General features: G+C 45.2%; 24 protein-coding genes. 7 read left to right on the top strand and 17 right to left on the bottom strand.

All coding sequences use genetic code 11. The annotated features are described in order from the left end of the window. Positions 1–17 precede the first annotated feature (17 nt). Entirely contained in the window at positions 18–965 is a 948-nt protein-coding gene (locus AOT13_RS11140; RefSeq protein ID WP_013401030.1) for an aldo/keto reductase family protein, read from the bottom strand. A 219-nt stretch (positions 966–1184) separates the two neighbouring features. Between AOT13_RS11140 and AOT13_RS11135 the strand changes: the two genes are divergently transcribed. From AOT13_RS11135 to AOT13_RS11110, 6 genes are all read left to right on the top strand, one after another. Next, positions 1185–1913: an amino acid ABC transporter ATP-binding protein gene (locus tag AOT13_RS11135; RefSeq protein ID WP_003251064.1), complete on the top strand. Its 729-nt coding sequence runs from the start codon at positions 1185–1187 to the stop codon at positions 1911–1913. A 35-nt stretch (positions 1914–1948) separates the two neighbouring features. Further along, positions 1949–2803 (top strand): glutamate ABC transporter substrate-binding protein, encoded by an 855-nt coding sequence (locus tag AOT13_RS11130; protein WP_042385522.1) that lies wholly within the window; start codon positions 1949–1951, stop codon positions 2801–2803. 75 nt (positions 2804–2878) lie between these two features. Further along, positions 2879–3532, top strand: coding sequence for an amino acid ABC transporter permease (locus AOT13_RS11125; protein WP_042385526.1), 654 nt, complete (start codon positions 2879–2881; stop codon positions 3530–3532). 19 nt (positions 3533–3551) lie between these two features. Then, positions 3552–4202, top strand: a complete 651-nt coding sequence (locus tag AOT13_RS11120; RefSeq protein WP_013877074.1) for an amino acid ABC transporter permease — start codon at positions 3552–3554, stop codon at positions 4200–4202. Positions 4203–4311: 109 nt separating this feature from the next. Continuing rightward, positions 4312–5583: a sensor histidine kinase gene (locus AOT13_RS11115; RefSeq protein ID WP_042385582.1), complete on the top strand. Its 1272-nt coding sequence runs from the start codon at positions 4312–4314 to the stop codon at positions 5581–5583. Beyond that, positions 5583–6494 (top strand): response regulator, encoded by a 912-nt coding sequence (locus AOT13_RS11110; protein WP_003251076.1) that lies wholly within the window; start codon positions 5583–5585, stop codon positions 6492–6494. The genes AOT13_RS11115 and AOT13_RS11110 overlap by 1 nt, the downstream gene beginning before the upstream one ends. A 220-nt stretch (positions 6495–6714) precedes the next feature. Here the strand turns inward: AOT13_RS11110 and AOT13_RS11105 are convergent, their stop codons facing one another. From AOT13_RS11105 to AOT13_RS11080, 6 genes are all read right to left on the bottom strand, one after another. Continuing rightward, complete coding sequence (locus AOT13_RS11105; RefSeq protein ID WP_003251078.1) at positions 6715–7059, bottom strand: HepT-like ribonuclease domain-containing protein; 345 nt, start codon at positions 7057–7059, stop codon at positions 6715–6717. Then, a complete protein-coding gene (locus tag AOT13_RS11100; protein WP_003251079.1) occupies positions 7043–7363 on the bottom strand; it encodes a nucleotidyltransferase family protein in 321 nt (106 codons plus the stop codon). Before AOT13_RS11100 ends, AOT13_RS11105 begins: the two co-directional genes overlap by 17 nt. A gap of 202 nt (positions 7364–7565) precedes the next feature. After that, positions 7566–8636: a DUF871 domain-containing protein gene (locus AOT13_RS11095; protein ID WP_003251081.1), complete on the bottom strand. Its 1071-nt coding sequence runs from the start codon at positions 8634–8636 to the stop codon at positions 7566–7568. 15 nt (positions 8637–8651) lie between these two features. After that, positions 8652–10007 carry a PTS transporter subunit EIIC gene (locus AOT13_RS11090; RefSeq protein WP_013401034.1) on the bottom strand — a complete coding sequence of 452 codons (1356 nt, stop codon included), beginning with the start codon at positions 10005–10007 and terminating at the stop codon, positions 8652–8654. Positions 10008–10029: 22 nt separating this feature from the next. Then, complete coding sequence (gene murQ, locus AOT13_RS11085; protein ID WP_003251084.1) at positions 10030–10917, bottom strand: N-acetylmuramic acid 6-phosphate etherase; 888 nt, start codon at positions 10915–10917, stop codon at positions 10030–10032. Between the two features lie 153 nt (positions 10918–11070). Next, entirely contained in the window at positions 11071–11928 is an 858-nt protein-coding gene (locus tag AOT13_RS11080) for a MurR/RpiR family transcriptional regulator (protein ID WP_003251086.1), read from the bottom strand. A gap of 247 nt (positions 11929–12175) precedes the next feature. On the opposite strand from AOT13_RS11080, the gene AOT13_RS11075 reads away from it, so the two are divergent. Continuing rightward, complete coding sequence (locus AOT13_RS11075; protein WP_003251089.1) at positions 12176–12703, top strand: YceI family protein; 528 nt, start codon at positions 12176–12178, stop codon at positions 12701–12703. A gap of 315 nt (positions 12704–13018) precedes the next feature. Here AOT13_RS11075 and AOT13_RS11065 read toward each other — a convergent pair whose 3' ends face one another. The 10 genes from AOT13_RS11065 to AOT13_RS11020 form a co-directional block, all read right to left on the bottom strand. Further along, positions 13019–14215: a thiolase family protein gene (locus AOT13_RS11065; protein WP_173662678.1), complete on the bottom strand. Its 1197-nt coding sequence runs from the start codon at positions 14213–14215 to the stop codon at positions 13019–13021. Between the two features lie 236 nt (positions 14216–14451). Continuing rightward, complete coding sequence (locus tag AOT13_RS11060; protein WP_003251094.1) at positions 14452–15624, bottom strand: acyl-CoA dehydrogenase family protein; 1173 nt, start codon at positions 15622–15624, stop codon at positions 14452–14454. Between the two features lie 28 nt (positions 15625–15652). Beyond that, entirely contained in the window at positions 15653–16534 is an 882-nt protein-coding gene (locus tag AOT13_RS11055) for a 3-hydroxyacyl-CoA dehydrogenase (RefSeq protein ID WP_013401037.1), read from the bottom strand. A gap of 543 nt (positions 16535–17077) precedes the next feature. Continuing rightward, positions 17078–17836 (bottom strand): IclR family transcriptional regulator, encoded by a 759-nt coding sequence (locus tag AOT13_RS11050; RefSeq protein ID WP_013401038.1) that lies wholly within the window; start codon positions 17834–17836, stop codon positions 17078–17080. 49 nt (positions 17837–17885) lie between these two features. Beyond that, positions 17886–19850 carry an AMP-binding protein gene (locus AOT13_RS11045; RefSeq protein WP_013401039.1) on the bottom strand — a complete coding sequence of 655 codons (1965 nt, stop codon included), beginning with the start codon at positions 19848–19850 and terminating at the stop codon, positions 17886–17888. Further along, positions 19847–20656 (bottom strand): 1,4-dihydroxy-2-naphthoyl-CoA synthase, encoded by an 810-nt coding sequence (gene menB / locus AOT13_RS11040; RefSeq protein WP_013401040.1) that lies wholly within the window; start codon positions 20654–20656, stop codon positions 19847–19849. Before menB ends, AOT13_RS11045 begins: the two co-directional genes overlap by 4 nt. A gap of 15 nt (positions 20657–20671) precedes the next feature. Continuing rightward, positions 20672–21436, bottom strand: a complete 765-nt coding sequence (locus tag AOT13_RS11035) for an SDR family NAD(P)-dependent oxidoreductase (protein WP_232511596.1) — start codon at positions 21434–21436, stop codon at positions 20672–20674. A gap of 31 nt (positions 21437–21467) precedes the next feature. Then, complete coding sequence (locus AOT13_RS11030; RefSeq protein ID WP_013401042.1) at positions 21468–23630, bottom strand: hydantoinase/oxoprolinase family protein; 2163 nt, start codon at positions 23628–23630, stop codon at positions 21468–21470. Between the two features lie 21 nt (positions 23631–23651). Then, positions 23652–24221, bottom strand: coding sequence for an acetone carboxylase subunit gamma (locus AOT13_RS11025; protein ID WP_003251107.1), 570 nt, complete (start codon positions 24219–24221; stop codon positions 23652–23654). 14 nt (positions 24222–24235) lie between these two features. Beyond that, complete coding sequence (locus tag AOT13_RS11020; RefSeq protein WP_042385533.1) at positions 24236–26449, bottom strand: hydantoinase B/oxoprolinase family protein; 2214 nt, start codon at positions 26447–26449, stop codon at positions 24236–24238. Between the last annotated feature and the right edge of the window lie 518 nt (positions 26450–26967).

Below are 26967 nucleotides of genomic sequence, written 5' to 3'. Positions count from 1 at the left end.
CTTGCCTCTTTTTTAGCCTATGCAAGAATTTGTTCAATTTTCGCAAGCACATCTTCTGTTAATTGGACATCTACGGCTTTGACGTTTTCTTCCACTTGTTCCGGCCGGCTTGCGCCAATTAACGCGCTTGCGACGTTCGGCTGGCGCAATACCCATGCAAGCGCCAGCTGGGACAGGGTGATGCCGAGCTCGGCGGCCACTTTTTCCAGTTGTTCTACTTTAGCAAGAATTTCTTCTTTTAGTAAGTCGTTTATAAACTGATTTGACTTCGGATCGCTCGCCCGGCTTCCTTCCGGCGCTTTTTGCCCGCGTTTATATTTCCCGGTCAGCACCCCTTGCGCCAGCGGCGAGAAAACGATTTGGCTAATGCCGTTTTGTTCGCAGACAGGAATAATTTCTTTTTCAATGTAACGGTGGAACATGTTGTATTGCGGCTGGTTGACGACGATGCGGTCCAATAAATATTTATCGGCCGTGCCAAGCGCTTCTTGAATTTGCTGGGCCGTCCATTCACTGACACCGACATACAATACTTTTCCTTGACGGACAAGGTCATCAATCGTGCGCAATGTTTCATCGATCGGTGTTTCACTATCATAGCGATGACAATAATAAATATCAACGTAATCTAACTGCAGGCGCTTCAAGCTGGCGTGAAGCTGCTCAAACACATGTTTCCGCGACAAGCCGCGGTCGTTTGGGCCGTCCCCCATCGGCCAATACACTTTCGTCGCCAATACGTATGATTCGCGCGGATACTTGCGCAACGCTTCGCCGACGATTTTTTCCGCTTCCCCTTTCGCGTACACATTTGCCGTGTCAAACGAGTTGATTCCCAACTCATACGCTTTATCAATGACGCGGATCGCCGTTTCTTTTTCAACCGAATTGCCATATGTAAGCCAGCTGCCTAAACTAATTTCACTTACTTTTAACCCCGTTCTTCCAAGCTTCCGGTATTTCATCTTTTTCGCTCCCCTTTCAAAAAGAGTTGACAATCAATAACGTACACAATCATTATAATACTTTTTCTATTTATAATAAAAGGAAATTTTGTAAATATCCCGCTGCTTCATATGGATATGCAGAAGATTTTCGTCGATTTTAGTAGATTTCAGTAGGCGGCATTTACAATAAATTAAGAAAAAATAAACTATTTATTCACAAAAAAGGAGGGGGGTTTATTGATTTATTTTCATCAAGTGAACAAATATTACGGCGATTTTCACGTGCTGAAAGATATTAACTTAACCATTCACCAAGGGGAAGTCGTCGTAATTATCGGCCCGTCCGGTTCCGGAAAAAGCACATTAGTCCGTTGCATCAACCGTTTGGAAACGATTACAAGCGGGGAATTAATCGTCGATAACGTCAAAGTCAATGACAAAAACATTGACATTAACCAGCTGCGGCGCAATATCGGCATGGTGTTTCAACATTTCAATTTATATCCTCATATGACCGTATTGCAAAACATTACGCTGGCGCCGATGAAAGTGCTCCGCATCCCAGAGAAAGAAGCGAAAGAAACTGCAATGTACTACTTAGAAAAAGTCGGAATCCCGGACAAAGCCAACGCCTATCCGTCCGAATTGTCAGGCGGTCAGCAGCAGCGCGTCGCGATCGCCAGAGGATTGGCGATGAAGCCGAAAATTATGTTATTTGACGAGCCGACATCCGCGCTTGACCCGGAAACGATCGGCGAAGTGCTTGACGTCATGAAACAATTGGCAAAAGAGGGCATGACGATGGTCGTCGTCACGCACGAAATGGGATTTGCCCGTGAAGTCGCGGACCGCATCGTCTTTATGGATCAAGGGCGCATTTTGGAAGAAGCTCCGCCGGAAGAATTTTTCTCTAATCCGAAAGAAGAGCGTGCCAAAGTATTTTTGCGCCGCATTCTTAACCATTAATAAAAACATTGGAATCAAACAAAGGGGGTTTTTTAATGAAAAGAAAAACGATCTGGAAAATGTGGATGGCATTGGCGCTTACCGCTCTGTTAAGCATTACTGTATTAGCCGGATGTGGCAGCGAATCATCAACGACTAACAAAGGGGATGGCTCGACGAAAACATCATCTGAAACAAACACGTTAGAGAAAATCAAAAAACGCGGCAAACTGGTTGTCGGCGTCAAATATGACTTGAACTTGTTCGGTTTGAAAAATCCGGAAACTGGAGAAGTAGAAGGGTTTGATATCGATATCGCCAAAGGATTGGCGAAAAAAATTCTCGGTGACGAAAATAAAATTGAACTTAAAGAAGTAACATCCAAAACGCGGATTCCAATGCTGAATAATGGCGAAATTGACGCGATTATCGCGACGATGACCATCACCGAAGAACGGAAAAAAGAAGTCGATTTCTCCGATGTGTATTTCATGGCCGGCCAATCGTTGCTTGTCAAAAAAGACAGCAAGATCAACAGCGTGAAAGATTTGAAAAAAGGAATGACCGTGCTGACGGCAAAAGGCTCTACTTCCGCGCAAAACATCCGCAAAGCAGCGCCGCAAGTAAATGTATTAGAATTTGAAAACTACGCCGAAGCGTTCACGGCGCTAAAAGCAGGGCAAGGCGACGCCCTCACGACAGATAACGCTTTGCTTTTAGGGATGGCAAAACAAGATCCAAACTACCGCGTTCTTGACGAAACGTTTACCGAAGAACCGTATGGCATCGCCGTCCGCAAAGGGGACACAGAATTTTTGCAAGTCATTAACGAGTACTTAAAGGAAATTAAAGAAAACGGCGAGTACGACAAAATTTACGAAAAATGGATTGGAAAAAAACCGCAACAATAATCATGAACGAACAGATGAGCGTTTCCTGTTTCGCTCATCTGTTTCATCTTCAGACAGGAAAGAGGTGGGAGCATCATGTTAAGATATTCGATTTTGTTCGAGCATTGGGATATGTATATGCAAGGGTTTGCCAATACGTTAAAAGCAAGCGTCCTCGCTCTTATCGGAAGCTTAATTATTGGCATCATTATCGCGATTTTCCGGATTGCGCCGATCCGCCCGCTAAATTGGTTTGGAGCGGCCTATGTCGAATTTATCCGCAACATTCCGCTTGTTTTAATCGTCTTTGTTTTTTTTGTCGGTCTGCCCGCCATCGGTATCCGCTTTGCCCCATTTACTGCGGGCACGTTAGGCTTGACGGTGTACACTGCCGCATTTATCGCCGAAGTCATCCGTTCAGGAATCCTCGCTGTTCCAAAAGGGCAAACGGAGGCAGCGCGCTCATCCGGATTGACTTATTTGCAGACGATGCGCTATATCATCTTGCCGCAGGCGATCAAAATAGTCATTCCGCCGCTTGGCAACCAATTTATTAATCTTGTGAAAAACTCGTCCGTTTTGGGTGTCATCGCCGGACTTGACCTCATGTATTTTGGTGACTTAATCTCATCGGAAACATTTGTGACATTTGATGTTTACATTTTCGTCGCATTGTTTTACCTTGTACTGACAATACCGCTAAGCCTTGGCGTTGGATATTTGGAACGCCGCTTGGCAAAAAGCCGATAATTCAAGGAGGTAAGGACAGATGGACTTTGTCGGCGCATACTCCCCAGCGCATCTCGCCTTTTTGCTGCAAGGATTTTTAGTGACATTGGAAGTTGCGTTTATCTCCATTATTTTTAGCTTTATTTTCGGGATTATCATCGGTGTTATACGCTATACAAAAATCCCTGGCATTTCGCAAATATTCGCTGTCATCGTTGAAACGATTCGCAATCTTCCGCTTCTCTTAATTATTTTCTTTACATATTTCGCGCTGCCAGAAGTAGGATTAAAGCTGGATAAATTTTACGCGGCCATTGTCGCCCTCGTTGTTTTTGAATCAGCGATGCTGTCGGAAATCGTCCGCGGCGGCTTAAATTCGATTGACAAAGGGCAAATCGAAGCGGCGCGCTCATCAGGGCTCACTTATATCCAAACGTTATGGTATATCATCTTGCCGCAAGCATTGCGCCGCATGGTGCCGCCGATTGTCAGCCAATTTATTTCGCTGCTGAAAGACACGTCGTTAGCAATCGTGATCGCTCTTCCAGAATTGATGAACCATGCGCAAATCATTAATGGAAGAAATGTCAATTATGTGATACCGATTTTTATTCTCGTCGCGCTCATGTATTTTGTCGTCAATTATTCATTATCCCTTGTTTCCAGAAGGCTCGAATATAAACAGCGTTAAACGGATTCATATGTTCATGGAAAAATAAACGACAAATAAAATTCCATCCCAATCTGTTGTATAATAGAAAAAAGGGGATGGTGAGAAATGTGTGAAAAATGGGAAAACCATGCGTGAACAGCTTTTGATCGTAGCGTTTCTTATATTGGCTACCGCTTTCTTGGGAGAAATGAAAGTTAAGCCGTTTGATAGTTCGTTCCGCTTTTCATTAGGCAGCGCCGTATTTTTTTTCGGCCTTATTTCATTTGCAACGGTTTCGCCGATCTTCATCGGTATTTGTGCAGGATTGTTCGTAGCCGGATTTCGCGTCGCTCTTGACATGCTGACAGGGCAAGCGACATTGTCTGATAGCCTTCTCGTCCATATACCGGCTGCGTTTTATTACATTAGTTTCGCGTTGATGGCCAGAATCATTAACTTCCGCCGTTTTATGGAGTTTCCGATTCGCGCCGGATTGCTTGGCGCCGTTCTTGATTTTACTTCCAATGCCGTCGAACTTTTCTTTCGCGATTTCTTTGGCGAGCCGTTCACATTGACATACCAAACCATTGCGATGATGTTGTTGTTTGGCATTTTGCGGAGCTTCTGCGTCATCGGCCTATACAACATTTTAATGATAAGGCATCTTCGCGCCATAGGAGAAGCGCGGCAGCAGGAACTGGAACGCCTTATGATGATTAATACGGGACTATATGAGGAAACATTCTACTTGCAAAAATCAATTGCATACATCGAAGAAATTACCCGGAAAAGTTATGATCTGTACTCGCTTCTCGTGGAAGGAAAAAAAGTCGAGCCACATTCCGCGCTCTATATCGCCGAGCATATTCATGAAGTAAAAAAGGATGTGCAGCGCATTTTTTCAGGTTTATCGAAATTAATTGGACAAGAACCGTTGCGGCGCCGCCTTCCAATCAGCGAACTTTGCGGAATGGTCATGCGCGCTAACCAAAAATATGCTGAGCTATTAGGAAAAAACATTCAGTTCACTCAGGAGTGCCAAGTGGATTTATCGACCGACCACGTTTACGCCTTGCTCTCTGTATTAAACAACTTAGTTGCTAATGCCGTGGAAGCCATTCCGTCGTCCGGATCAATTCATCTGCAGGCAAAATTGGAGCAAAGCGACCTCGTTTTTGAGGTGACGGACTCTGGAATAGGCATTACAAAGGAAGATGTTGACTGGATTTTTCATCCTGGCTTTACAACAAAATACGATCCACATGGAAACCCGTCAACGGGCATCGGCCTCACCCATGCGCGGGACATTGTGCAAAGCCTTCATGGACATATACAGCTTGTCAGCAGCAAACCCGGACAAACCATATTTCGTCTGGCCATTCCTACCGGTCAGCTGCTGCGAAAGGAGGAATGCAAGTAATGCCTCTTCGTTTTTTTCTGATTGAGGACGACGCCGCCGTGCGCAAAATGCTTGAAAAAATTATTACGGAAAACCAGCTCGGGGAAGTTGTTGGCCAAGCGGAAGACGGCTTGGACGTATCAGCAGACCAATTGTATTCCGTCGACGTAGTGCTTATTGATTTGCTAATGCCGGGACGCGATGGCATTCAAACGATGAAAAAATTAAAAGAAGAAGGGTTTACTGGACAGTTTGTCATGATTTCTCAAGTAGAAAATAAGGAAATGGTTGGACAAGCATATCTTCACGGCGTCGATACGTACATTCAAAAGCCGATTAACCGCCACGAAGTGGTGGCGGTATTGAAGCGGGTAGCGGAACATATCTCCATCTCTCACTCTCTTCATTCGATTCGGCAGCTGTTGCAGACGTTAGATCAAGCGAATACCCCTCCTTCCCCTTTGCAGCAAAACAAACAAACACAATTGGAACAACAAGCGCAGCATCTCCTTCTTCTGTTGGGCATTGCCGGGGAATCGGGAGCGTCAGATTTATTGCTTATCATGCGCTGGCTGGCGGAAAAAGAAAAACAAGGGCAGACGATTCACGAACTTCCGCCTTTAAAAGAATTATATACAGAACTTGTGCGGCAAACGCACGCCCCTTATGATGATGAATCAGCAATACAAAAAGAAGTTCGCGCTATGGAACAACGCATTCGCCGCATTGTGCTGCAAGCTTTTACCCATTTATCTTCCCTCGGGCTCACGGATTATACGAATCCTACTTTTGAGCATTTCGCTCCCCGGCTTTTTGATTTTGCAGAGATCCGTAGGCGTATGAAGGAACTTGAAGCGGGAGAAAAAACAACGAAGTGCCGAATTAACGTGCGGAAATTTTTAACTGCTTTTTATATGGAAATCAAAAAATAGCTGGGCCTTTGAAGGCAAGTTTTGGAGGGACCATTATCCCCCCCTGTTAGAGGCACTCCAGCAATAATTCTGCGGTAGACAGTCTCCCCTCTCATCTTGTTTCCTTCCATCCCCATCCTTTTTTTCTAATAAAAAAAGAGGATAATCAGAACTTGATCGACAAGCTAGTTGATATTCTATTTGTTATATTCCCAAAAAAATCCTTTTTCTAATAATAGTTTTAATCATTCATTTCTTTTAACAATTTTTCGATTTCCTGTTTTAGTGTTGGGATTTTATTGATTACCACATCCCATACAATGCGATAATTAATAGAAAAATAACCATGAATCATCATATCGCGCATTCCAGACATTTTTCTCCATTCGATATGCGGATTTGCCTGTCTGATTTGTTCTGGAATGTTTTTTGTCGCTTCACCAATCACCAATATATTCTTAATAACTGCATCACACACAAGTTCATTATCTAGAAATGCTTCATAGTCCATGTTTTTCGTATATTTCTGTATTTTATTGGCTGCTGAAAGAATATCCTCTAAAAAGACTTTAGGATTCCTCTGCATACTTAGCACTCCTTAAAATACTCGATTTTAATGCTGGTTTAATGTCATCTAAAATGACTAAATCCACCGGCTTTTGAAAACGATCTTCGAGATGAAATTTTAAATCCATATAGTTGTCGAATGTCATAGCATTATCCACAAATTCCACTAACACATCAATGTCACTAAAATCCTTTTGTTCCCCCCGGCTATACGAGCCGAACAAACCAATACGCTTTACACCGTATTTTTCTTTCCATACTCCTAAGTTTTTGGACAATTCATCAAGTATTTCTTGTTGTGATAACATATTTATCACCGCCATTTTCTTGATATCTCCTATTTTCATTATAGCATCGTTCTTTTTCATTATTCTTCATTAAGATTTGCCAATACGGTAGAGATTCTCTTTCTTCTATCAGCTATTTTTTTACGTTTGTTTGATGAATTCCTCCGTTTAGAGGGAAGAGAGACTTCGACTTCTATGAAAAAAAGTGAAAAACCACCGATATCGGTGGTCATGCGCTTTATATGACTTGTACAAGGCGAAACCGTTGCCCTCCTCCGACGTACGCAAGGAGAGGAAGGTCTTCTTCGATAATTCGTCCAATCACATTGACTTTATCATCTGCCGGAAGATCCGTTAATGTGATTTGCAGTTCGCCAGCATATCTTCCATATCGAATATTATCCATTGTAACACTGCCTTTTTGTCTTTCGATCGTACATGCTGGCTCCATCAAATGCTTTGGCCACAAGAAAGATAAACGGGATTCGCGCGAGCGGATGACATCCCTTGCCGCATCGCGTCGGTTCGTATGAACCGTTTCGATCATGGAAAGCAGCTCATGTTGTCGGATGAGCGGCCGATAACGAAGCGGAATGACGCCATCACAAAACTCCTTCATTCGCGCCAGCGCCTCCTCTGTCATCGAACCATCACCGACAAATACTTTATTTACGCCGCAATCCCGCACTAATTCCGCGTACGCACAAAGCGGTTCGATGTTCCGGTGCGCTTCCAGCGTCGGGAGACCTTGATAAAGCGGCCCCCGTTTTTCTTTATTTCCCGGAATAAATGCGGCGATCGTTCGTATTCCTTTCCGGCGCAGCATCTTGTTTTTGCGAATCACCGTTTCTTTCGCCAGCCCCGTTTCCGGACGCGGATAAAAATTATGCCACGCTTCGAGATGATTCCAATTGGCATTACAAGCAATAAGCTTGTCACATTCTTCCTCCGTCATTGTGCTTGCATTAAAAACGACTTTGATTTGATGGGAAAGCTGCGCTGCCTCTTCAACGGAAAACCCGTCATCCAATCGGAGTCCGCTGATTCCTGAACTGACAAGCCCATCAAGATGGCCGCCATCTTTCCCGATTTTGGCCAAAGAAGCCGGAGTAACATCAGCGACGATCCCGACTTCATACTGTTTCGCTAACTGTCCGATTTCTTGCAACCGCTTGCGATAAATGGCAAGGTCATCTTCAGGAATGTGAAGCGATGTAAACATCTCCCTGCATCCGAAGTAATTTGCCTGTTGAAACCGTTTTTCAATTTGCTCCATCGGTTCCGTGAAGTAAAAAGACAGATAAAACATAAACGCCTCCTACAACTAAATGTTTTCCGCCATTTCTTCTTTAAAGCCGAAGAAATACGTAAAAATGAAGCCAAACACATACGAAATAAACAACCCTGCGAAATACAGCATATATTTATTATCCGCAATTAACGGAATAAGCGATAACCCCGATACACCTATTCCAAGCGCGGCCGTTTTCATTACCGCCTGAAACGCGCCGCCGACCGCTGCGCCGAGGCACGCGGTTAAAAATGGTCTTCCCAATGGCAGTGTGACTCCGTACAACAACGGCTCACCAATTCCTAAAAATCCAACTGGCAGCGCCCCTTTTATAATATTGCGAAGCCGCTTGTTTTTCGTTTTGACGAAAATCGCGATCGCTGCGCCTACCTGGCCTGCCCCTGCCATCGCCAAAATCGGAAGAATAGGTGTAGAACCGATTTTATTAATAAATTCCATATGAATTGGCGTCAAACCGTGATGCAACCCAACCATCACGAGCGGCAAAAACGTTCCCGCCAATACAGCGCCGGCAACCGCACCGCCAATATCCAACACCGCTTTGATTCCGCTCGTAATCCCTAAAGACAACCATCCGGCAAACGGCTGAACGGCAACGAGCGTAAACAAACATACGACTAACACGGTGACAAGCGGCGTTACAATAATATCGACCGCATTTGGAACAAATTTGCGGACGCGCTTTTCAATGACCGCCATCAGCCACGCCGCCAACATCACCGCAAACAATCCACCCCGTCCCGGCGTAAGCGCTTCCCCAAATAGTTTCACATCGGCAAGCGCCGGGTTAAACACTAAAATTCCGGCAATCGCTCCTAATACAGGGGTGCCGCCAAACTCTTTGGCCGTATTATATCCGACTAAAATGCCAAGCGAAGCGAAAATGCCGCCGCCAATAATCAATAACAGCTGCAGCCATGTTTCCGTTGGATCAGCACCAGCGTTTTTGGCAAAATTAGCGATTCCGTTTATGATTCCCGATGCAACAAGTCCAGGTATAAGCGGGATAAAAATGCTGCCGATTTTGCGCAACAACCGTTTAAACGGCGTTTGGTTGCGCTTTTGTATCTCGGCTTTTGTCTGGGCTGCAATATCTTCTTTGCTCACTTCCCCAAGTTCCAACCCCGTCAATTCGCAAAGCGCGGCCGCTACTTTGTTAACGACTCCAGGGCCAACAACGATTTGCAGCGTTTCATCTTCAATGACTCCCATCACCCCATCAATATTTTTAAGTCCTGCGATATCCGCCTTTTGATGATCATATAGCGACACTCTCACTCTCGTCATGCAATGAGCGATGCGCGCAATATTTTCTTTTCCTCCAAGCCGTTCTAATATTTCCATAGCCATTTGCCGTTCCCGTTTCATTTCAACCTCTCCCTTTCCTCTTTTACTGAAGCGCCCGGCGGACAAATCCATTCGCTTTTTGCAGGCGCTTTTCCGCTTCTTCATAGCTGCATTGCAATAAAATCATGACAATCGCCGTTTTCACATGTCCTCGTGCCGCTTCGTAATATCGCTCCGCCGTTTTGGCATCCACATCGGCAGCCTGCATAATAATTCGTTTGGCTCGTTCTTTTAATTTAACATTAGTCGCTTGCACGTCAACCATTAAGTTTTTATACACTTTTCCGATTCCAATCATGGAAGCGGTGGAAATCATATTTAATACCATCTTTTGTGCCGTACCTGCTTTAAGACGGGTGGACCCTGTTAAAATTTCCGGGCCTGTTTCCACTTCCACGCTGATATCGGCATATTTGCTCATTTCCGCCTCCTTATTGCAGGCAATGCTTCCTGTGGCAGCGCCGATTTGTTTGGCATATCGAAGCCCGCTGATCACATACGGCGTTCGTCCGCTTGCCGCGATGCCAATAACGATGTCTTTCTCCGTCAATCCGATCGACTGTAAATCTCTTACCGCCAGTTCCTCATTATCTTCCGCCCCTTCCACCGCATTTGTGAACGCCTCCAAACCTCCCGCGATCAACCCTTGTACCATCTCTTTTTCCGTCCCGAATGTCGGCGGGCACTCCACCGCATCTAAAATGCCAAGGCGCCCGCTCGTGCCAGCACCCATATAAATGAGCCGGCCCCCCTGCCGGAAAGATGCAATCACTTTTTGCACAAGTTTTTCGATTTGGGTTAATTCTTTCGAAACGGCAATCGCCACTGTTTTATCTTCTTCGTTCATCACTTGCAAAATTTCTTTCGTCGTCATTTCATCTAAGTTCTGCGTTTTGTTATTTCGTTGTTCGGTTGTTAAGCGTTCTAGCAATCTTGTCACCTTCTTCATCTTTTTGAAATTTTATTTCTTAAATTAATTATATAATTATGAAATAAAATATCAATCTATTCTTCCATTTTCAAAAAAATTTTATATAAAAAAGGAGAAAAGCGGGCATCGACTGCCCGCTTCCATCAACGTGATTTATCTCCGCAACCGGACTACTTCTTCTCTTGTTTCATGAAATTTATCTAAAACAAGGCTTCCCATTCGGTGGAATGTAATTAAATAAAGCGCGTCAATAATATTCAATTGTGTCATTCGTGATGCCATACTTCCGATGCGATGGTCTTGCTCGACATCCGGAAGGCATAGCTTGATATCCGCCTCCTTATACAACGGTGACGACGTATCGAGTTTGGTAATGGCAATCACCGTGGCAGCATGTTTTTTGGCAAACCTCACAATTTCCAGCACATCTTTTGTTCTTCCCGATGTGGAAATCGCGACAAACACATCCCCTTCCTCTAAATTGGCAACAAGCGGAAGCATCGTATGAAAATCGGGAGACATCACCGACACATAACCAAGCTTCGTAAATTTGTAACACGCATCCATCGCGGAAGCAGCTGAACCTCCGACTCCATAAAATAAAATTTTTCTCGCCTTCACCATTGCTTCTGCCGCTTTTTCCAACTCACGTTTATCAATCGTTGTGGTCGTCGCTTCGACCGCCGCTTTATTGACATAGGTCACTTTATTGAATAAATCGTACGGAGTATCTTTTTTGTCGATGATCGAAAAATCGTTAATGTTCATATCCGCGATCGTTAATTCACGAACAAGCGCCAGTTTTAACGCGGTAAAGCTGCCAATGCCGATCGCTTTGCAAAACCGCACGACACTCGCCTCACTGGCTCCCGCGTTTCTTGACAGTTCCTTCGTTGTCATATTCGGCACAAGTTCCGCATGTTCCATAATATATGTTGCAATCTTTTTTTCCGCCCGTGAAAATCGTTCCATTTGATTTTCAATTTTTGCTAAAATGCTCAACTGCTTCATCATGATTATTCTTCCTCTCTATTATCCGGCATCACGCTTAATTTAATGTTACCATGCATCCGCTACCAAAAAAAGCGATACATATTAGCAGCACCGCCAAAATAAAAATGGAGAAGGGCCACAATACTGTGCCATGATTCTTTTCGAAACTAACTAAAAAACTTTTTATTTTAAATAAAAAATATTTGAATTCGAGATAATTTTCGGTTATGATGATATCAAAACAATAAGGAAGGGAGAAGAAATAATGGCAAATTTTCAATTAGACAAAGTTCATAGTTCCATAACTTTTCAGGTAAAGCATATGATGGTTGCTAAAGCAAGAGGAGAGTTCAGCGAATTTGACATTAAAGTGGAAGGGGACATCCACCAGCTCGAATCCGCAAAAGTAACGGCAACGATTCAAGCAGCTTCGGTTGATACAAAAAATGAAGACAGAGACAATCACCTTCGTTCAGCGGACTTTTTCGATGTGGAAAATTATCCGACGATTACGTTTATCAGCGATGCTGTTAAAAAAGTTTCCGATCATGAGTATGAAGTAACAGGCCGGTTAACGATCAAAGATGTGACCAAAACAGAAACATTCAAAGTCGAATTTAACGGACAGTCGAAAAATCCGATGACTGGAAACATCATCGCCGGCTTTGATGTCGAAGGAAAAATTAACCGCGAAGATTATGGCTTGACATGGAATGCGACCCTTGAAACAGGCGGATTCCTTGTTGGAAAAGAAGTAAAAATATTTGGGAGCTTTGAATTTATTATTAGCTAACCCTTTTATGCCAAGCGCCCTTAGCCTTTTTCGTCAAGCTAAGGGCGTTAATGGCTTGCCAGCTTGGCGCAGATTCTTTCTTACTATGCAACTGCTCGTCACATTTTGGAGCGAACACTTCCGCATCGCTGTCATCATAAGCTGCCAGCATAGCATTCTCGCAAAACCGTTTTTTACGGCAAAAAGCAGCGTTTATTTCCAAGAACGTGGACAAAACGCATAACGAATAAAAAATCCACCACCTTGGATAGCATATGCATCGGCTCAAACCAACTACCAAGGAGGTGGACACAATCGTGATTTCTCATTGACATATTATCGCCGCAGGTTTTCAACAATGGTGGTGATTCCCTGACCGCCTCCGATGCACAGGGTGACCAGTCCGTAACGCGAACCCCGCCGCTCCATTTCATGGATCAGTTTAGTCATCAAGATAGCGCCGGTCGCACCAACAGGATGCCCTAATGCGATAGCTCCGCCGTTTACGTTTACCTTTTCCAGTCTCAGGCCCAATTCTTTAATGACGGCGAGGGATTGAGCTGCAAACGCTTCGTTCAACTCAATCAGGTCAATGTCTTCTAACTGCAATCCGGCCATTTTCAAAGCCTTACGAGTCGCTGGCACCGGCCCGATTCCCATAATTTCCGGCGACACTCCAGACACAGCCTGTGCGAGGATCCGTGCTTTCGGCTTAAGACCTCGTTTCTCCGCCTCTATCTCCGACATGACTAAAACCGCTGCGGCACCGTCATTCCGACCACTGGAGTTCCCGGCAGTTACCGTCCCATCTTTTTTAAAGACTGGAGGCAAGGTGAGTAATTTCTCAACCGGAGTCAGACGCGGATGCTCATCAATCTTAAAATGGATCATTTCTTTTTTTAGCTTGACCTCAAAAGGCACAATTTCATTTTCAAATTTACCAGACGAAATCGCATAGGCAGCCCGGCTTTGACTGAGGAAAGCAAATTCATCCTGCTCTTGCCGGCTGATTTGATATTTTTCAGCTAAAATTTCCGCCGTGAGTCCCATCGTCAAATCCTTTCCATAGATTTCGGGCGGTTGAGAACGAGGTTGGCTTTCTGTATTCGGATCCAGCAAGAGGCCGTTGCCTGCTTCAAGGCCGTACCGTGCGCCTCGAATATAATACGGTGCTGTGCTCATGCTTTCCGCTCCACCTGCTACAATGATGCTTGCAAGCCCGCACTGAATTTGCTGTGCCGCATTATTGATCGCCTGTAGCCCTGATCCGCATTGGCGGTGAACCGTATACCCGGGAACTTCCACCGGCAGCCCCGCACGAAGCAATGCAACACGAGCCATATTTGGCGCATCGGTACTTTGCTTAGCTTGCCCCATGATCACTTCGTCAACTTCGGAGCCTTCTATTCCGTTTCTCTTGAGAACTTCGTCAATCACCTTGGCAGCTAGATAATCCACTTCTACATTTTTTAACGTGCCGCCCATTTTTCCGATCGCTGTACGTACAGCGTCTACAATCACAACTCCAGTCATTATTCTTATTCTCCCTCCCTTTACCACATCGTTACGCCTTTGAGAAATCGCTAATTCCATTCACAATCCGCCCGTTATCTAGGGACATAGCCGCAACAATCTCCCTTGCTTCTTCATATTCTGTTCGACTGGTAAAATCATGACACCCGATCTGCCGAACGAAATCATACGCTCATTTCACCAAAACTACGTGTTATTGTTTCTCACAACTGATGAACCAGAACCTCTATCACTTTCTACCTTCTCACAGGTGAATACTTAAGGCGGTATTCCTTAATTAACTGAGCTCCGATAATATTGCGTTGTATTTCGGAAGTCCCCTCGTAAATTCTTGTGATTCTTGCATCTCGATAAAAACGCTCGATCGGATATTCCGCGATATATCCAAGCCCGCCATGCACTTGCACAGCCCTGTCCGCAACCCGGTTGTATACTTCAGAACCATACAGCTTCACCATTGCTGCTTCTTTAATCACATTCATGCCCTGATCAGTCATCCAGGCCACCCGGTATGTCATCCAGCGCAGCGTCTCAATTTCCATCGCCATGTCGGCCAACATATGGAGGATTGCCTGTTGTTCGATGATCGGCTTGCCGAATTGTTCTCTTTCCATTGCGTATTGCACTGATTTATCCAGCAGATACTGGCAGGAACCAAGGTTTCTTGCGGCAAGCCCGGCACGCCCGTTGGCCAAGATTTTCAAAGCGTTAACATACCCCTCTCCTTCTTCGCCCAAGCGGTTTTCCACAGGAACTTCAAGGTCTTCAAAGAACAGTTCACAAGAATGGGAGCCCCGGAGTCCCATCTTTTTTTCTGTTTTCCCAATAATAAATCCAGGAAAGTCTTTTTCAACAATAAAGGACGTGATTCCTTTCGGTCCCTTGTTCGGATCAGTGACCGCCATAACCGTAAACACGTGGGCGTCCCTAGCATTGGTGATGTAATGTTTCGAGCCGTTTATGATGTAACGATCCCCTTTTCGAACAGCGGTTGTTTTAAGATTAGTCGCATTCGAACCCGCGCTTGGTTCTGTCAGGGCAAATGCTCCGATCCATTCCCCAGTTGCCATTTTCGGCAAATAACGCCGTTTCTGCTCCTCGTTTCCCATTTCCACAATGCCGACCGTGCCGATGCCGGTGTGCGCCCCGATCAGAGTGGTGAAACCATTATGTGTCTTTCCTAATTCTTCGTATATCGCGCACTTTCCGACCATGCCAAGCCCAAGCCCCCCGTACTCTTCAGGAATACTGAGGCCGAACAGCCCCATTTTTTTTGCTTTCTCAACCACTTTCGGAGGGATTTCATCATTCTCCTCAATCAGATGAGCTATAGGCTCCACTTCTTTCTCAACGAATTCTCTGACAATTTGGCGCAGCGATTCAATCTCTTCCGGAAGCATGAAATCCATATTTTTCTCTCCTTTCTTGCGTAGTTAGTTACCTTCTGGACGGCCGCTTCTGACCATTCTTATCATATTCAAAAATTCCCCGCCCACTTTTCTTTCCCAGCCGGCCGGCTTTGACATACTTGAGCAAAAGCGGGCACGGACGGTATTTCTCCCCAAGCGTTTTATACAGGTACTCAAGGTTTCTCAACCGGGTGTCCAATCCAACCAGATCGGCAAGCTCGAGCGGTCCCATCGGATAACCAAGTCCGAGTTTGATTGCCTTGTCAATATCTTCGGCGCTGGCGACGCCCTCCATCAACATATACATTGCTTCGTTTCCAACAAGAGCACTGATTCGTCCTGCCACAAATCCCGGGAACTCATTAACCTCGACTGTTTCCTTTCCCATTTGTTCAGCGACAGCCCGCACAATTTCAACTGTCTGATCCGAAGTATCCATGCCGCGAATAATCTCGGCGAGCTTCATTTTCGGAACAGGATTAAAGAAATGCATTGCCACACAACGGTCTGCCCTGCGAGTGCCAGCGGCAATTTCCGTCGGACTCATGGTCGATGTATTGGTAGCAAGAATCGTATGTGATGGACAGATCTCATCCAATTGACGAAAAATATCAATCTTGAGATCCATCAGTTCCAATACGGCTTCGATAACCAAATCGGCATCCTTTACCGCATCGGTGAGGCTTTCGGACAATCGGATCCTTCTCAGCGCTGCATCCGCTTCCTCTTGCACAAGCTTTCCTCTCCGCACACCTTCTTCTAAATCCCGCTGGATGCTCTGAAGGGCGCGAGCCATAGCCTCCCGTTTTATGTCATGCAATGTCACTTGGAATCCTCCAACTGCGGCGACATATGCAATTCCTTGCCCCATCACTCCCGATCCAATTACGGCAATCTTTCCAACTTTCATTTTCCTCCCTCCCATTGATCTGAATGTTGTTGATCCTTTTAGCCGTTTTATAATTCGCAATATTATAAAACAGAATATTCTGTTAATTAATATTCATATATTATTTCAGAAAAATTTATCTTCTTCTTAATTAAGTTGAGATACATTCATTCAACTTACCCACTGCCACCATAGGACTCCTTTTGCAACAATTCATTGAAATATAAGGAATTCCAAGCAATCCTGCATCCGCGCCCCATCTGTCCGGAGCCGCCGTCAACCGCTGATTGCCGCTTAAGATAATGTCAATGTCTTGCTGTATTCCATCAGCAATTCCTTCGTTTTCGATATTGTTTCCAAGCGAGATAGCATCCTAACCAATCTGGAAGCAGATCCGATCGATCTTTATATAAGTTTCGCATCCATTTGGAAGCTACCAACACCCACCGCTTTTATCCAGCATATCAACATAAACCAATATCCAACCAATCTATGAAAAAAAGTCGCTCAATTAGGAGCGGCTAAATAATGATAGAAACAGTCTGTATCTTTCATCGTATGGTTTTAGTTGTTGGGGATGACGCCCCCGATTTCCTGAGTAATGAGAATTCCCATATCTCGTAAAAATTCTCCATACATAGCCATTTTGGAATAAGGAAGTTGCTCCGAAATACCGATACAAGCAACGGCAAGAAATACTTGACTGTTCGGTCCGAATATAGGGGCAGCAACCCCACTAATTCCTTCCACTTGTTCTCCTATACTGGTCGCGTATCCTAATCGGCGAATCTCCGCCAATTCTGCTAAAAATTCTTGATTGTATCGGGCGGAAGCTACCTTTTTCAATTCGTCATCATCTAGATACGCACAAAACACTTTGCCAAAGGACCCACGGTCAATAGGAAATTGCTGTCCTAAAGATACCGTAACATGTATTTGGCTCCTGCTTTCTTCTTTTAATAAGTAGGTTAACCGATCTTGCTGGATACGCTGTGCTACTACCGTAGTTAGTCCAGTCTTTTGCTCTATTTGAGTCAAATACTTCTTCACAACTCCGAGATAATCAAGAAATTCTGCCGCTCTGGAACCAAGAATAACTAGGTAAGGCCCAAGACTATATGTTTGTGTTCGTTCGTTGTAATGAACCATGCCAAGTGAAATCAGTGTTTTCAACAAGCGCATTGTCGTTGTTCGCGGAATTTTCAACAATTCCATGATTTCACCAAATTTTTTATTCCGATGCTGTGTACGGCTCAACAAATGTAGTATTTCTCCGGCCTGTTTTACAGATTGAATAATGTACTTATCATCCTTCGCAATCATGTTTTCTCTCTTCTTTTTGATGTTCCCTCTCTCCTTTTGCTCATATCTTTTACCCATTTTGTGTTTTAGTCGAATTTTGTATCATCTCAATGATGTCTGGATTCTCCAGAGCAGAAAGATCTCCTGGGTTTTGGCCTTGATACACGGCCCGGATAACGCGGCGCATTACCTTTCCATTACGCGTGCGCGGCAGATCATTCACAAAGTAAATGCGGCTTGGTCTTAATGATTTTCCTAGTGCGCTTGTTACCAGCTCTTTAATGTCTTCAGCGAGTCCCTCATTTGGAGCGAAATTAGGGTGCAGAATTATAAATAGCACAACCTCTTCCCCTTTGACTGGATGAGAAACACCTACTGCAGCAGCTTGTAAGACAGCTGGATGTTGACTAGCGGCAGCCTCAATTTCCGCTGGTCCAACTCTTTTACCGGCTACCTTTATCACATCATCAGAGCGACCAAAGAGAAACCAATGATTCTCTGAGTCCTGAACGGCCCAATCTCCGTGGACCCACACATTTTCAAACTTCGACCAATACGAATCCAAATATCGTTCTTTGTCATTCCAAAAACCATTTGTCATTCCAACAAAAGGACGTAAAACAGCCAATTCGCCTACTTGGCCAATCACAGATTGTCCTTGGTCATCGAGAACAGCAGCTTGTATTCCTGGAACAGTCGTGTTAAATCCTGCCGGCTTAATCGGACGGTGAGTGACACATCCAAGAATGCCTCCAGATACTTCCGTTCCCCCCGAATAGTTTGAAATCGGCAATTTTCCTTTGCCAACTTCATGAAAATACCAGAGATAAGATTCCAGATCCCAAGCTTCACCTGTGGAAATCAGCACTCTCAACGTGTCGAGATTTCGTTTCCGGATTGGTCCTTCACCAAATGAACGCAATGAACGAATGAGGGTCGGAGCAAGTCCCAAATGTGTTACTTTATTTCTTTCCACAATACTCCAAATTCGTCCAGGGTCAGGGTAGTCCGGGGCACCCGTGTATAATACTAGGGTTGCTCCAAGCGTTAGCGCACCAATGATCACCGCTGGCCCAACCATCCATCCTAAATCCGTCAACCAAAATAGCACCTCACCGGCTCTTAGATCGAAAACATGAGCCATATCTTGCACGGTCTTTAGCGGGAAACCGCCTTGGGTATGCACGGCTCCCTTAGGTTTGCCAGTAGTTCCGGATGTATAAATAATCATAAAAGGATCGTTGGCATCCATGGCTTCTATAGGCGCTGTGGTTGCTTTTCCTTCAGTAAGATCTTTCCAAATAATATCTTTCTCCATAAGATCTGCTTTGGAAACATTATTGAGATGTTCAACCATAATGACACGTTCGACAGTTGGACATTTTTCCACAGCTTCGTCAGCTGTACGCTTCAACGGCACTACCTTACCCCGCCTTGTAAATCCATCTGCTGTCAACAAAAAGCGAGCCTTCGCATCATTTAAACGAGTAGCGACAGCATCCGCTCCGTATCCAGAAAAAATAGGTACTACAATCCCCCCCAAACGAATTGCTGCAAGGAAAAAGATGGCTGCTTCAGGAATCATCGGAACGAATAGACCTATTGTGTCTCCCCGGCGAAACCCAAGTTCCAGCAACCCGTTTGCGACACGGCATGTCTGTTCATCAAGTTCTTTATAAGTGAAAGACTCGCGAATCCCTGATTCGTCTTCCCATATTATCGCTGTTTGCTCCCCGCGTCCCAGTTTCAAAGGACGCGTTAAAGCATTGTGAACAAGGTTAATTTTTCCGCCAACAAACCACTTTGGCCACTGCGGTCCTGCCGATAGATCGACAAACTTTTCATACGGCGCAAACCATTCAATGCCTAGATCATCCAACGTTGCTTTCCAAAATTTATCGGTATGCAATACGCTATATTCATATAATTCATCATAGTTGTTTAACCCAAGCCGATGAATCAATCGTTGCAAATGAGAACCAGCAATATAATTTTCGGAAGGAAACCAAATTGGATCTTCCTTTATGATGTTCAAGAGCTCTCACCTCTGACACGGAACTCCGAAAAGTTAGGAGTTCTCTTCTCTATAAAAGCCCGATGTCCTTCTATTGACTCAGGTGTTCCATAGAAGAAATTCAAGGCGCCAAAAGCCAGCTGCGTAAGACCATGAATGTGGTCGGTATCCGCATTAAAAGAAGCCTTAATCATCTTTAAAGCACTTGGACTCAATCTAAGAATTTCATTTGCCCATTTTCGAGCTTCCTCCATTAATCCGGAAGGCTCAACAACCTTGTTAATCAGCCCCATATTTAGTGCTTCATCTGCCGAATACTGCCGGCACAACATCCAAATTTCCCTAGCCTTACGCTCTCCTACGAGTCGGGCAAGATACGCTGTGCCAAAACCTGCGTCAAAACTTCCTACTCTTGGGCCGGCCTGACCAAAAACGGCATTTTGGGAAGCAATGGCCAGATCACAAACAACCTGAAGCACATGACCGCCGCCTATCGCATACCCATTGACGACGGCAATGACTGGTTTAGGGACACTACGAATCACCTCATGAAGCCGGACAACAGGAAGCCCGATATCGATCCAAGAGGAGCTATCATATCCTGATGGCCCCCATTCTTTCACATCTCCCCCTACACAAAAAGCCCTATCACCAGCGCCCGTCAATAAGATAACCCCAATCTCTGGATCTTGGCCGGCATCTTCGAACGCCTTAATCATTTCTTCCAAAGTTTGACGTCTAAATGCATTCAAAACTTTCGGTCTATTAATCGTAATAGTAGCAATACCACTTTCCTTTTCAAATAAAATGTCGCCAAACTCCATCATTCTCTCCCCCTTCACTCAGCACATTGTCAAGCCACCGGAAGCACTTACCACTTGGCCCGTTATCACCGTGTTTGCATCTGACGAAAGAAATAAAGCAACCGCAGCAACTTCTTCAGGGCGAGGAAGCCTGCGAAGCGGAATAGCCCGTTCCATCGCTGTAGCAATTTTAGACGCCCATTCGCTTTGGGTTTTAAAATGCTTCCATAACTCATCATCTGTCGGCCCCGGAGCAACAACGTTCACTAATACTCCATCCCGCGCGTATTCTCGAGCCAGTGATTTCGCAAAAGCGTTGATCGCTCCCCGGCATCCAGCAGACACGGCCATGCCAGTGTTGCCCACCTTTCCGGAGTCAGAACCTACAAATACGATTTTGCCATGTCTCTGAAGCAAAGAAGGCAAAGCGGCTCGCACAAGATAAATTACACCTCGAAATTCAACGTCAATCACCGCCTCAATATTTTCGGAAGTTTCTTCCAGAAACGGGCACATCGTGTGCCAACCTGCGGTATTAATGAGGATATCAATTCCTCCAAATTCTTGCACTGTCGCTTGAACCAATTTTCGTGTTGATGAAATGTCCCGAATGTCACCTTGCAAGGCAATACAATTTTTCTCTTGCTTTGCGAGTTCGGAAACCAGTTGTTCCGCGACAGCAGCATTGGAGCGGTAGCTGAACGCTACCTTCGCTCCACCTGCTACCAACCCACGGACAATATGCTGCCCAATCCCGCCTGTACCTCCTACAACAAGTGCCACTTTGTTATTAAACTGAAACATGCTCTTCACTCACTTTCCTCCATTTTACTAGTTATCTAGCGTCTCGATAGTGCAGGAAACGAAATTGATCCAAGGCTACCTCTTTACCAGGTGGGATCACCACAGTCGTCATAGGATCTTGGATAATAGCCGGCCCCTTCACGACATTTCCTGCGCGCAACTCACTCATTTCCCATACAGTGAACAATTCCCATTTACCCTTATGGTAAACTTCACGAGTAGAAATATAGGCGGAATCAGCAGGCTTAACGCCTTCCAGATCGTACTCGCGAATCACCGGAACCGGTTTTGGGGCTACCGCTTGAACGTAAACCTCCGTAATGGCATATCCAGCTTCTGGGAATCGAGCTCCCTCAGGGTAAATTTTCGTATAAACATTTTCAAAAGCTTCCGTTAACCGATCAATATCATCTGCGGTATGGACATGACCAAATGTTAAAGGAGTGTCAAAGCTTTCAAGCTGGCCGATATATCTGGCATAAATCCCATATCTAAACGTAATGTGCGAAGGGTTGATCCCTTCATTCGCCATTTCACGAACAGCGATTTCCTCAAGATTGCGCCAAGCAGAGTTAATCGTTTCAGCAGCCCGTTGTTTTTCTTCCGCGCTAAGCGAATGAGGAAGGAGAACCACCAAGCTCTTGTCATAACGATGGGTGTATTCAGAGCAAGCTGCTCCAAAGGCCGAGAATGCAGCTGCAAACGGCAAGGTCATGACATTGCCAACACCCGTCCCTTCGCTATACCCCCACATATGAACCGGACCAGCGCCGCCATAACAGAGAAGCGTAAACTCAGATGGGTTGTAACCGCGCGACTGCAGTGTAACGCGAATCAAATCTTTCATCTGGGTGTGGAATACATCAAGAACCCCTTCACCTGCTGCGAAGACATCCAATCCGAGAGGTTTGGCTACACGCTCTTCCAGGCCGGCAAGCGCTTTTTCCCGATCCAATTTGACCTTGCCGCCCAAGAAATAATTAGGATCAACATAACCAAGCGCGACGTTGATATCAGTAATGGTTAACTCAGGATACTGATAGCAAAGTCCAACGCGATACCCAGCGCTTTTCGGTCCAATATGCATCCGGCGATATTCGTCAACACGAACGACCGATCCCGCTCCGGAACCGACAGAATCTAATGCAACCATTGGCAATGCTAAGCGATGCCGCGCAAAATCAGCATCTTTGCGGATACCGATCAGGCCGTCCACAACCAATCCTACGTCAAAACTAGTGCCGCCAAGATCCGCAGTTACGATATTTTTCCGGCCTGTAATCTTTGCAACCTGCTGTGCACCAGTAAGACCCCCGATTGGACCGGAAAGTACAGTTTCGTACAGACGCGAATAGTGAATGGTTACGGCACCACCGTAAGAGAGAAGCGTTTGCAAGGATGCCTTATACCCTTCTTTTTGGGCGGATTGCTCTACTTGTCTTAGTTGGTCTCGGGTTTTCTCCGCTGCGTATGCCTGGAACAGCAAGCTTTTGACGCGATTGTTTTCTTTCATGACAGGGGCCACTTCCGCAGAGCAAACGACCGGCACGTCAGCACCGTGCTCTTGAATCACTCGTTCGGCAATTTCCTTAGCTTTGAGTTCATGTCTAGGATCAACATAAGAATTCAAAAACATAATCCCAATAACTTCGACTTTGTTTTTAAGGAGCGTTTTGACAGCCTCTTCTACTTCCTTCTCATTAAGAGGAATCAATACTTCCCCTGACTTGGCTTCTGCTGTGAGATAGGTAGGACCAGCGATCCGCTCACTTACCCCAATGACATTTCGGCTGTCAACCAATGGAGCCGTATGACGGCGCAATTGTGAGTGCAAAATCTCCGCTTGACTCTCCCCAAGCCAAGTCAGGCCGCCTTCTATCACTGTGATATGTTCGAACCCTCTGGTTACAAGCAGGCCAACATTAGCTCCTGTGCCTGTTATAATAGTATTCAGCATGCCAGTACCTGCATAAATGGACACAGAAGTCCGGCTATGAACATCGGAAGAAGTTAACCCAAGATAGCTTGCCGCGTCCCCAACAGACTCTAAATAGCTCGATTTCTCATCTTCCCGATTCGTTAGGGATTTCCCGACTGTAAAGGATCCATCCGGTGTTACTAAGATGGTGTCGGTCATTGTCCCTCCCGCATCGAGGGCTAAAATGTAACCTTGATCAATCTCTTCAACCTTCACGATCGTCTACCTCCTCTTTATCTACTTAACTTTTTGTCCCCATTCTTCTAAAAGTTCTTGAGATCGATCCTCAAACCAATTCGGAGACTCATCTTCGAGCGGTTTGCCTAAAAATTCTCTGTAGAATCTGTCTAAATCCGGAAGCATTTCGAACACAACCGGGTATCCTGGAGGTACGACTTCCACGGCTAATTGAGCCACACAATTAGGACAGAAAAATTCTCGAATTTCTTGCCAACCAGGCTCCGGGCAAGCCGGTTCAGGGAAATATACCTGCTTGAATTCATCAAGGGTCTTACGCACCCGAACAAGGCTTTTCAGTTTCCAGTTGATACGATAATCGCCAAATTCATGCCCGCAGTCACACTTTACAATCCGGTTTCCCGATTTGTCTCTTACAATATAGAGATGATCGTTTAACCGCATGAGAATCTTGTCATCCCAAGGAACACGCTCTTGCAAAACTTCCAAATAGGTCCAAAACCGGTCGGCATCCTTGTTTGGCATTCTTTGCAGCCGTTGTACGTCTTCGTCGCTGATCGTGCCGTCCAACAGTTGACGAATTAGGTCCTTATCAATGGACGCAGACATTCGAAGATCACTCCTCACCAAGAAAAGTCATTTGGCAATTGCCAGAAATTAATCATTTCATCCCGGAAACTTTGGAAACTTATTGAACTTTCGTACATATTACGAACAGCATCAATAAAGTCTCCGTTCGCGACCCGCTTTCGTTCTTCTTGCCACCATTCAAAGGCCGGTTTTGCAAATTGCCGTCTTTCTTCACGCATTTTCCGGCGGAGGTTTTGCGTTGCTTCTTCATCCACTTCAAGTGAATCCGAGGCATTTTCTTTCAAGACAACGCCGTACAATCCCTGAGCGAATTCCCGATCGACCCAGCCATATACTACATCTTCTAATACGGAACGAGGATCGCGCTCGATTGGATCTCCCCATCCCCCGGATGCCCCAGCGGCATCAGCTAACAGATCCCCATCTTGGAAACTTTGTTCCGGCATATCAAATTTCCATACATCCAAATTTTCGGCCTTCAATACGCCTTTTGCCGCATATTCAAGCACTTCTGACGCGTCTCTCGGAAGAGCAATCCCCTGTTTGATTAAATCGTTTGTATTTGTCCCGCGGGCCGAGACATGAAAAGCACTTGGAGCCGGATAACCGCCATTCATGCCAAGTGCGACAAACGTCGTGGCTGCGACCTGTGACCCTCCTCGGCTGATGCCGAGTTGCTTTCCAGGATTCTTTATCCAATGCACCGAAGAATCGCCAATGCCTCCCCTGTATTTGCCGTGTCCGCAAAAGCCCGGCAACAATTTTCGTCCAATGTAATAAAAAGGCGGAATTAAATATTCAAATTCTTCTGCATTTCCGATGTTTGGCAGCTGCGTCCATTCCGCCCAAGCAACCGGCTGGCCGTCCCGGAAGCAGAAAGCACCCATCGCTGCGCCTCCGACGGATTCAAAGTTTGTAAATCCGTAAGGGGTGCCATCTTCAAGGACACCAGCCCCCTGAATGCCTTCCCAGTTGCCGTCGGCTGTAAACGCCTCTTCCAGATAGCCGCGTGCGAACAAGGCACGGTTAACCGCGTTAAATCCTAATGCGTTCATCGCCATGGCCTGTGCCCAAATATTTGAAAAGCTGACAAATGAATTTTCCGGATTATAAATTGATCCTTCAGGATAATGTGCTTTAGCTACGTAAGCAATGGCTCCGGTAGGTTTAGTATTATGGGCGAATTGATTAATCATTGCCAGATAAAATGCAACATCTGCGCCACCCGGATAACCATTGAATGCATGGTAATCCCATCTCGATGAGCCTGCAAAGTCTGCCATTACGCCGCCTTTTTCGTCCACTTCCAGCCGCTGCCGGATATGAATAAGCGTATCTTTATCCGCATGAGCCCAAATCTTTTGGAGGCCCTTGTATTTTACTGCGCGGAACGCAACGCTTGTGTACCGGCCTGGAACCATCAGTGTGCGGATGTTTTGCAAAATCTGCAAACGACTCTCCTCGATGATTTCACGGATCGCCTGTTTGTAATAATCAAGCCCAAATTCTTCAATAATTTCATGAACAGCTTTATGAATCATGGCACAACCGGCCAATCGCATCTTATCATCTAAGTTATTTAAAGTTCCTGCTCGAGTTCGTTGTTTCCAGAGTTGTTCCCACCACGTGAACTGCCGTAAGTTTTCGCCAGTTTTCATTGGCGGAACGACAAAACCATCCATAAATGTATCTACTGCAAAACCTGGCCAGCTTCCCGCAACTGGAGCCCCGGCCTCCATGATATGGTTGACTGACATGGCCCAGCCTACGATTTCACCCTCGACTACAATTGGAACATAGGTATACGTATCCCCCGGGTGCGGAGCACCGCCTGTTTTTCCGTCGTCTGTAACAAAAACATCGCCATCGTTAATCCCAGGGTTTTCATCATAGTCATTTTCCGCCATAAACCGTATTGCGACCCTGCTTGAGTTAAGATGACTGAAAAAACCAAGTGAAATCGCCAATGTGTCACCCTCAGGGGTTGTAAGTGTCCATAGCGATTCTCCCATTTCTCGCGACCCCGGCGACGCCGTGACGTATCTGGCTACTTCCCGGGCCGCCAAAACAGCTGCGTGTATTCTCGAATAAAACCGCTCATATTTTACCGGATCGCTATTTTTAAGTTTAAGCTGCTTGATTCCGTAGTAATGCCCAGTTTCCTCGGTTAGCCTATCTCTGAGCTCTACAAGCTCCCTTAATTTGAGCGCTTTCCTTTGCGCCCCTTTTTGCAGGGTAACAGCCATTGTTCTCCCTCCTAAAAATGGTTTGCAAAATCCGTTGTCATTTCAACACTTTTACTGATAAAACTCATCATTCATGTTGAAATCTAAGCACCCATACCTGCAAACGTTTTCATTTTTCATAAAAAAAAATATTGCAACCGGTATATTCGGGCCACCTCCCCTTTATTTGTTCATATTAGAAACTCCAGTTTCTATATAGAACTATACAAAATTTTCTGAATTAAGTCAATATAAAAAATATTTAAAAATATAAAAACATTAGTATTGCCATTGCATGATTTTTTAAAAGGATCTATAAGTGGTTCTTACACAATCTTGGTGATCAGAAGGAGCTAATGAGAAAATAGTGTGCTAATGAGAATTTTTTAGCCCCAAGAAATCCTTCCCGCTTCTCATCGATGGAATAGGAATCGTCCGCTTCATACTTAAACGATGGTAAAAGGCTGCAGCAAATAATGAAGGGGCTGCTCCCGAACGTTTTGGAACAGCCCCTCTTTCCTTTTAACAAAAGAGAAATG

This window comes from Parageobacillus thermoglucosidasius (genome assembly GCF_001295365.1).
In the GTDB taxonomy this organism is placed as follows: domain Bacteria; phylum Bacillota; class Bacilli; order Bacillales; family Anoxybacillaceae; genus Parageobacillus; species Parageobacillus thermoglucosidasius.
The sequence above is the reverse complement of the archived record's forward strand: the minus strand, read 5'-3'. Positions and strand labels throughout refer to the sequence as shown.

Coding starts and splice junctions, on each gene's coding strand:
- AOT13_RS11140 (WP_013401030.1), bottom strand. CDS start 965: ATGAAATACCGGAAGCTTGGAAGAACGGGGTTAAAAGTAAGTGAAATT.
- AOT13_RS11130 (WP_042385522.1), top strand. CDS start 1,949: ATGAAAAGAAAAACGATCTGGAAAATGTGGATGGCATTGGCGCTTACC.
- AOT13_RS11125 (WP_042385526.1), top strand. CDS start 2,879: ATGTTAAGATATTCGATTTTGTTCGAGCATTGGGATATGTATATGCAA.
- AOT13_RS11120 (WP_013877074.1), top strand. CDS start 3,552: ATGGACTTTGTCGGCGCATACTCCCCAGCGCATCTCGCCTTTTTGCTG.
- AOT13_RS11115 (WP_042385582.1), top strand. CDS start 4,312: ATGCGTGAACAGCTTTTGATCGTAGCGTTTCTTATATTGGCTACCGCT.
- AOT13_RS11110 (WP_003251076.1), top strand. CDS start 5,583: ATGCCTCTTCGTTTTTTTCTGATTGAGGACGACGCCGCCGTGCGCAAA.
- AOT13_RS11105 (WP_003251078.1), bottom strand. CDS start 7,059: ATGCAGAGGAATCCTAAAGTCTTTTTAGAGGATATTCTTTCAGCAGCC.
- AOT13_RS11100 (WP_003251079.1), bottom strand. CDS start 7,363: ATGGCGGTGATAAATATGTTATCACAACAAGAAATACTTGATGAATTG.
- AOT13_RS11095 (WP_003251081.1), bottom strand. CDS start 8,636: ATGTTTTATCTGTCTTTTTACTTCACGGAACCGATGGAGCAAATTGAA.
- AOT13_RS11090 (WP_013401034.1), bottom strand. CDS start 10,007: ATGAAACGGGAACGGCAAATGGCTATGGAAATATTAGAACGGCTTGGA.
- AOT13_RS11080 (WP_003251086.1), bottom strand. CDS start 11,928: ATGAAGCAGTTGAGCATTTTAGCAAAAATTGAAAATCAAATGGAACGA.
- AOT13_RS11075 (WP_003251089.1), top strand. CDS start 12,176: ATGGCAAATTTTCAATTAGACAAAGTTCATAGTTCCATAACTTTTCAG.
- AOT13_RS11065 (WP_173662678.1), bottom strand. CDS start 14,215: ATGACTGGAGTTGTGATTGTAGACGCTGTACGTACAGCGATCGGAAAA.
- AOT13_RS11060 (WP_003251094.1), bottom strand. CDS start 15,624: ATGGATTTCATGCTTCCGGAAGAGATTGAATCGCTGCGCCAAATTGTC.
- AOT13_RS11055 (WP_013401037.1), bottom strand. CDS start 16,534: ATGAAAGTTGGAAAGATTGCCGTAATTGGATCGGGAGTGATGGGGCAA.
- AOT13_RS11050 (WP_013401038.1), bottom strand. CDS start 17,836: ATGATTGCGAAGGATGATAAGTACATTATTCAATCTGTAAAACAGGCC.
- menB (WP_013401040.1), bottom strand. CDS start 20,656: ATGATGGAGTTTGGCGACATTTTATTTGAAAAGGAAAGTGGTATTGCT.
- AOT13_RS11035 (WP_232511596.1), bottom strand. CDS start 21,436: ATGTTTCAGTTTAATAACAAAGTGGCACTTGTTGTAGGAGGTACAGGC.
- AOT13_RS11025 (WP_003251107.1), bottom strand. CDS start 24,221: ATGTCTGCGTCCATTGATAAGGACCTAATTCGTCAACTGTTGGACGGC.
- AOT13_RS11020 (WP_042385533.1), bottom strand. CDS start 26,449: ATGGCTGTTACCCTGCAAAAAGGGGCGCAAAGGAAAGCGCTCAAATTA.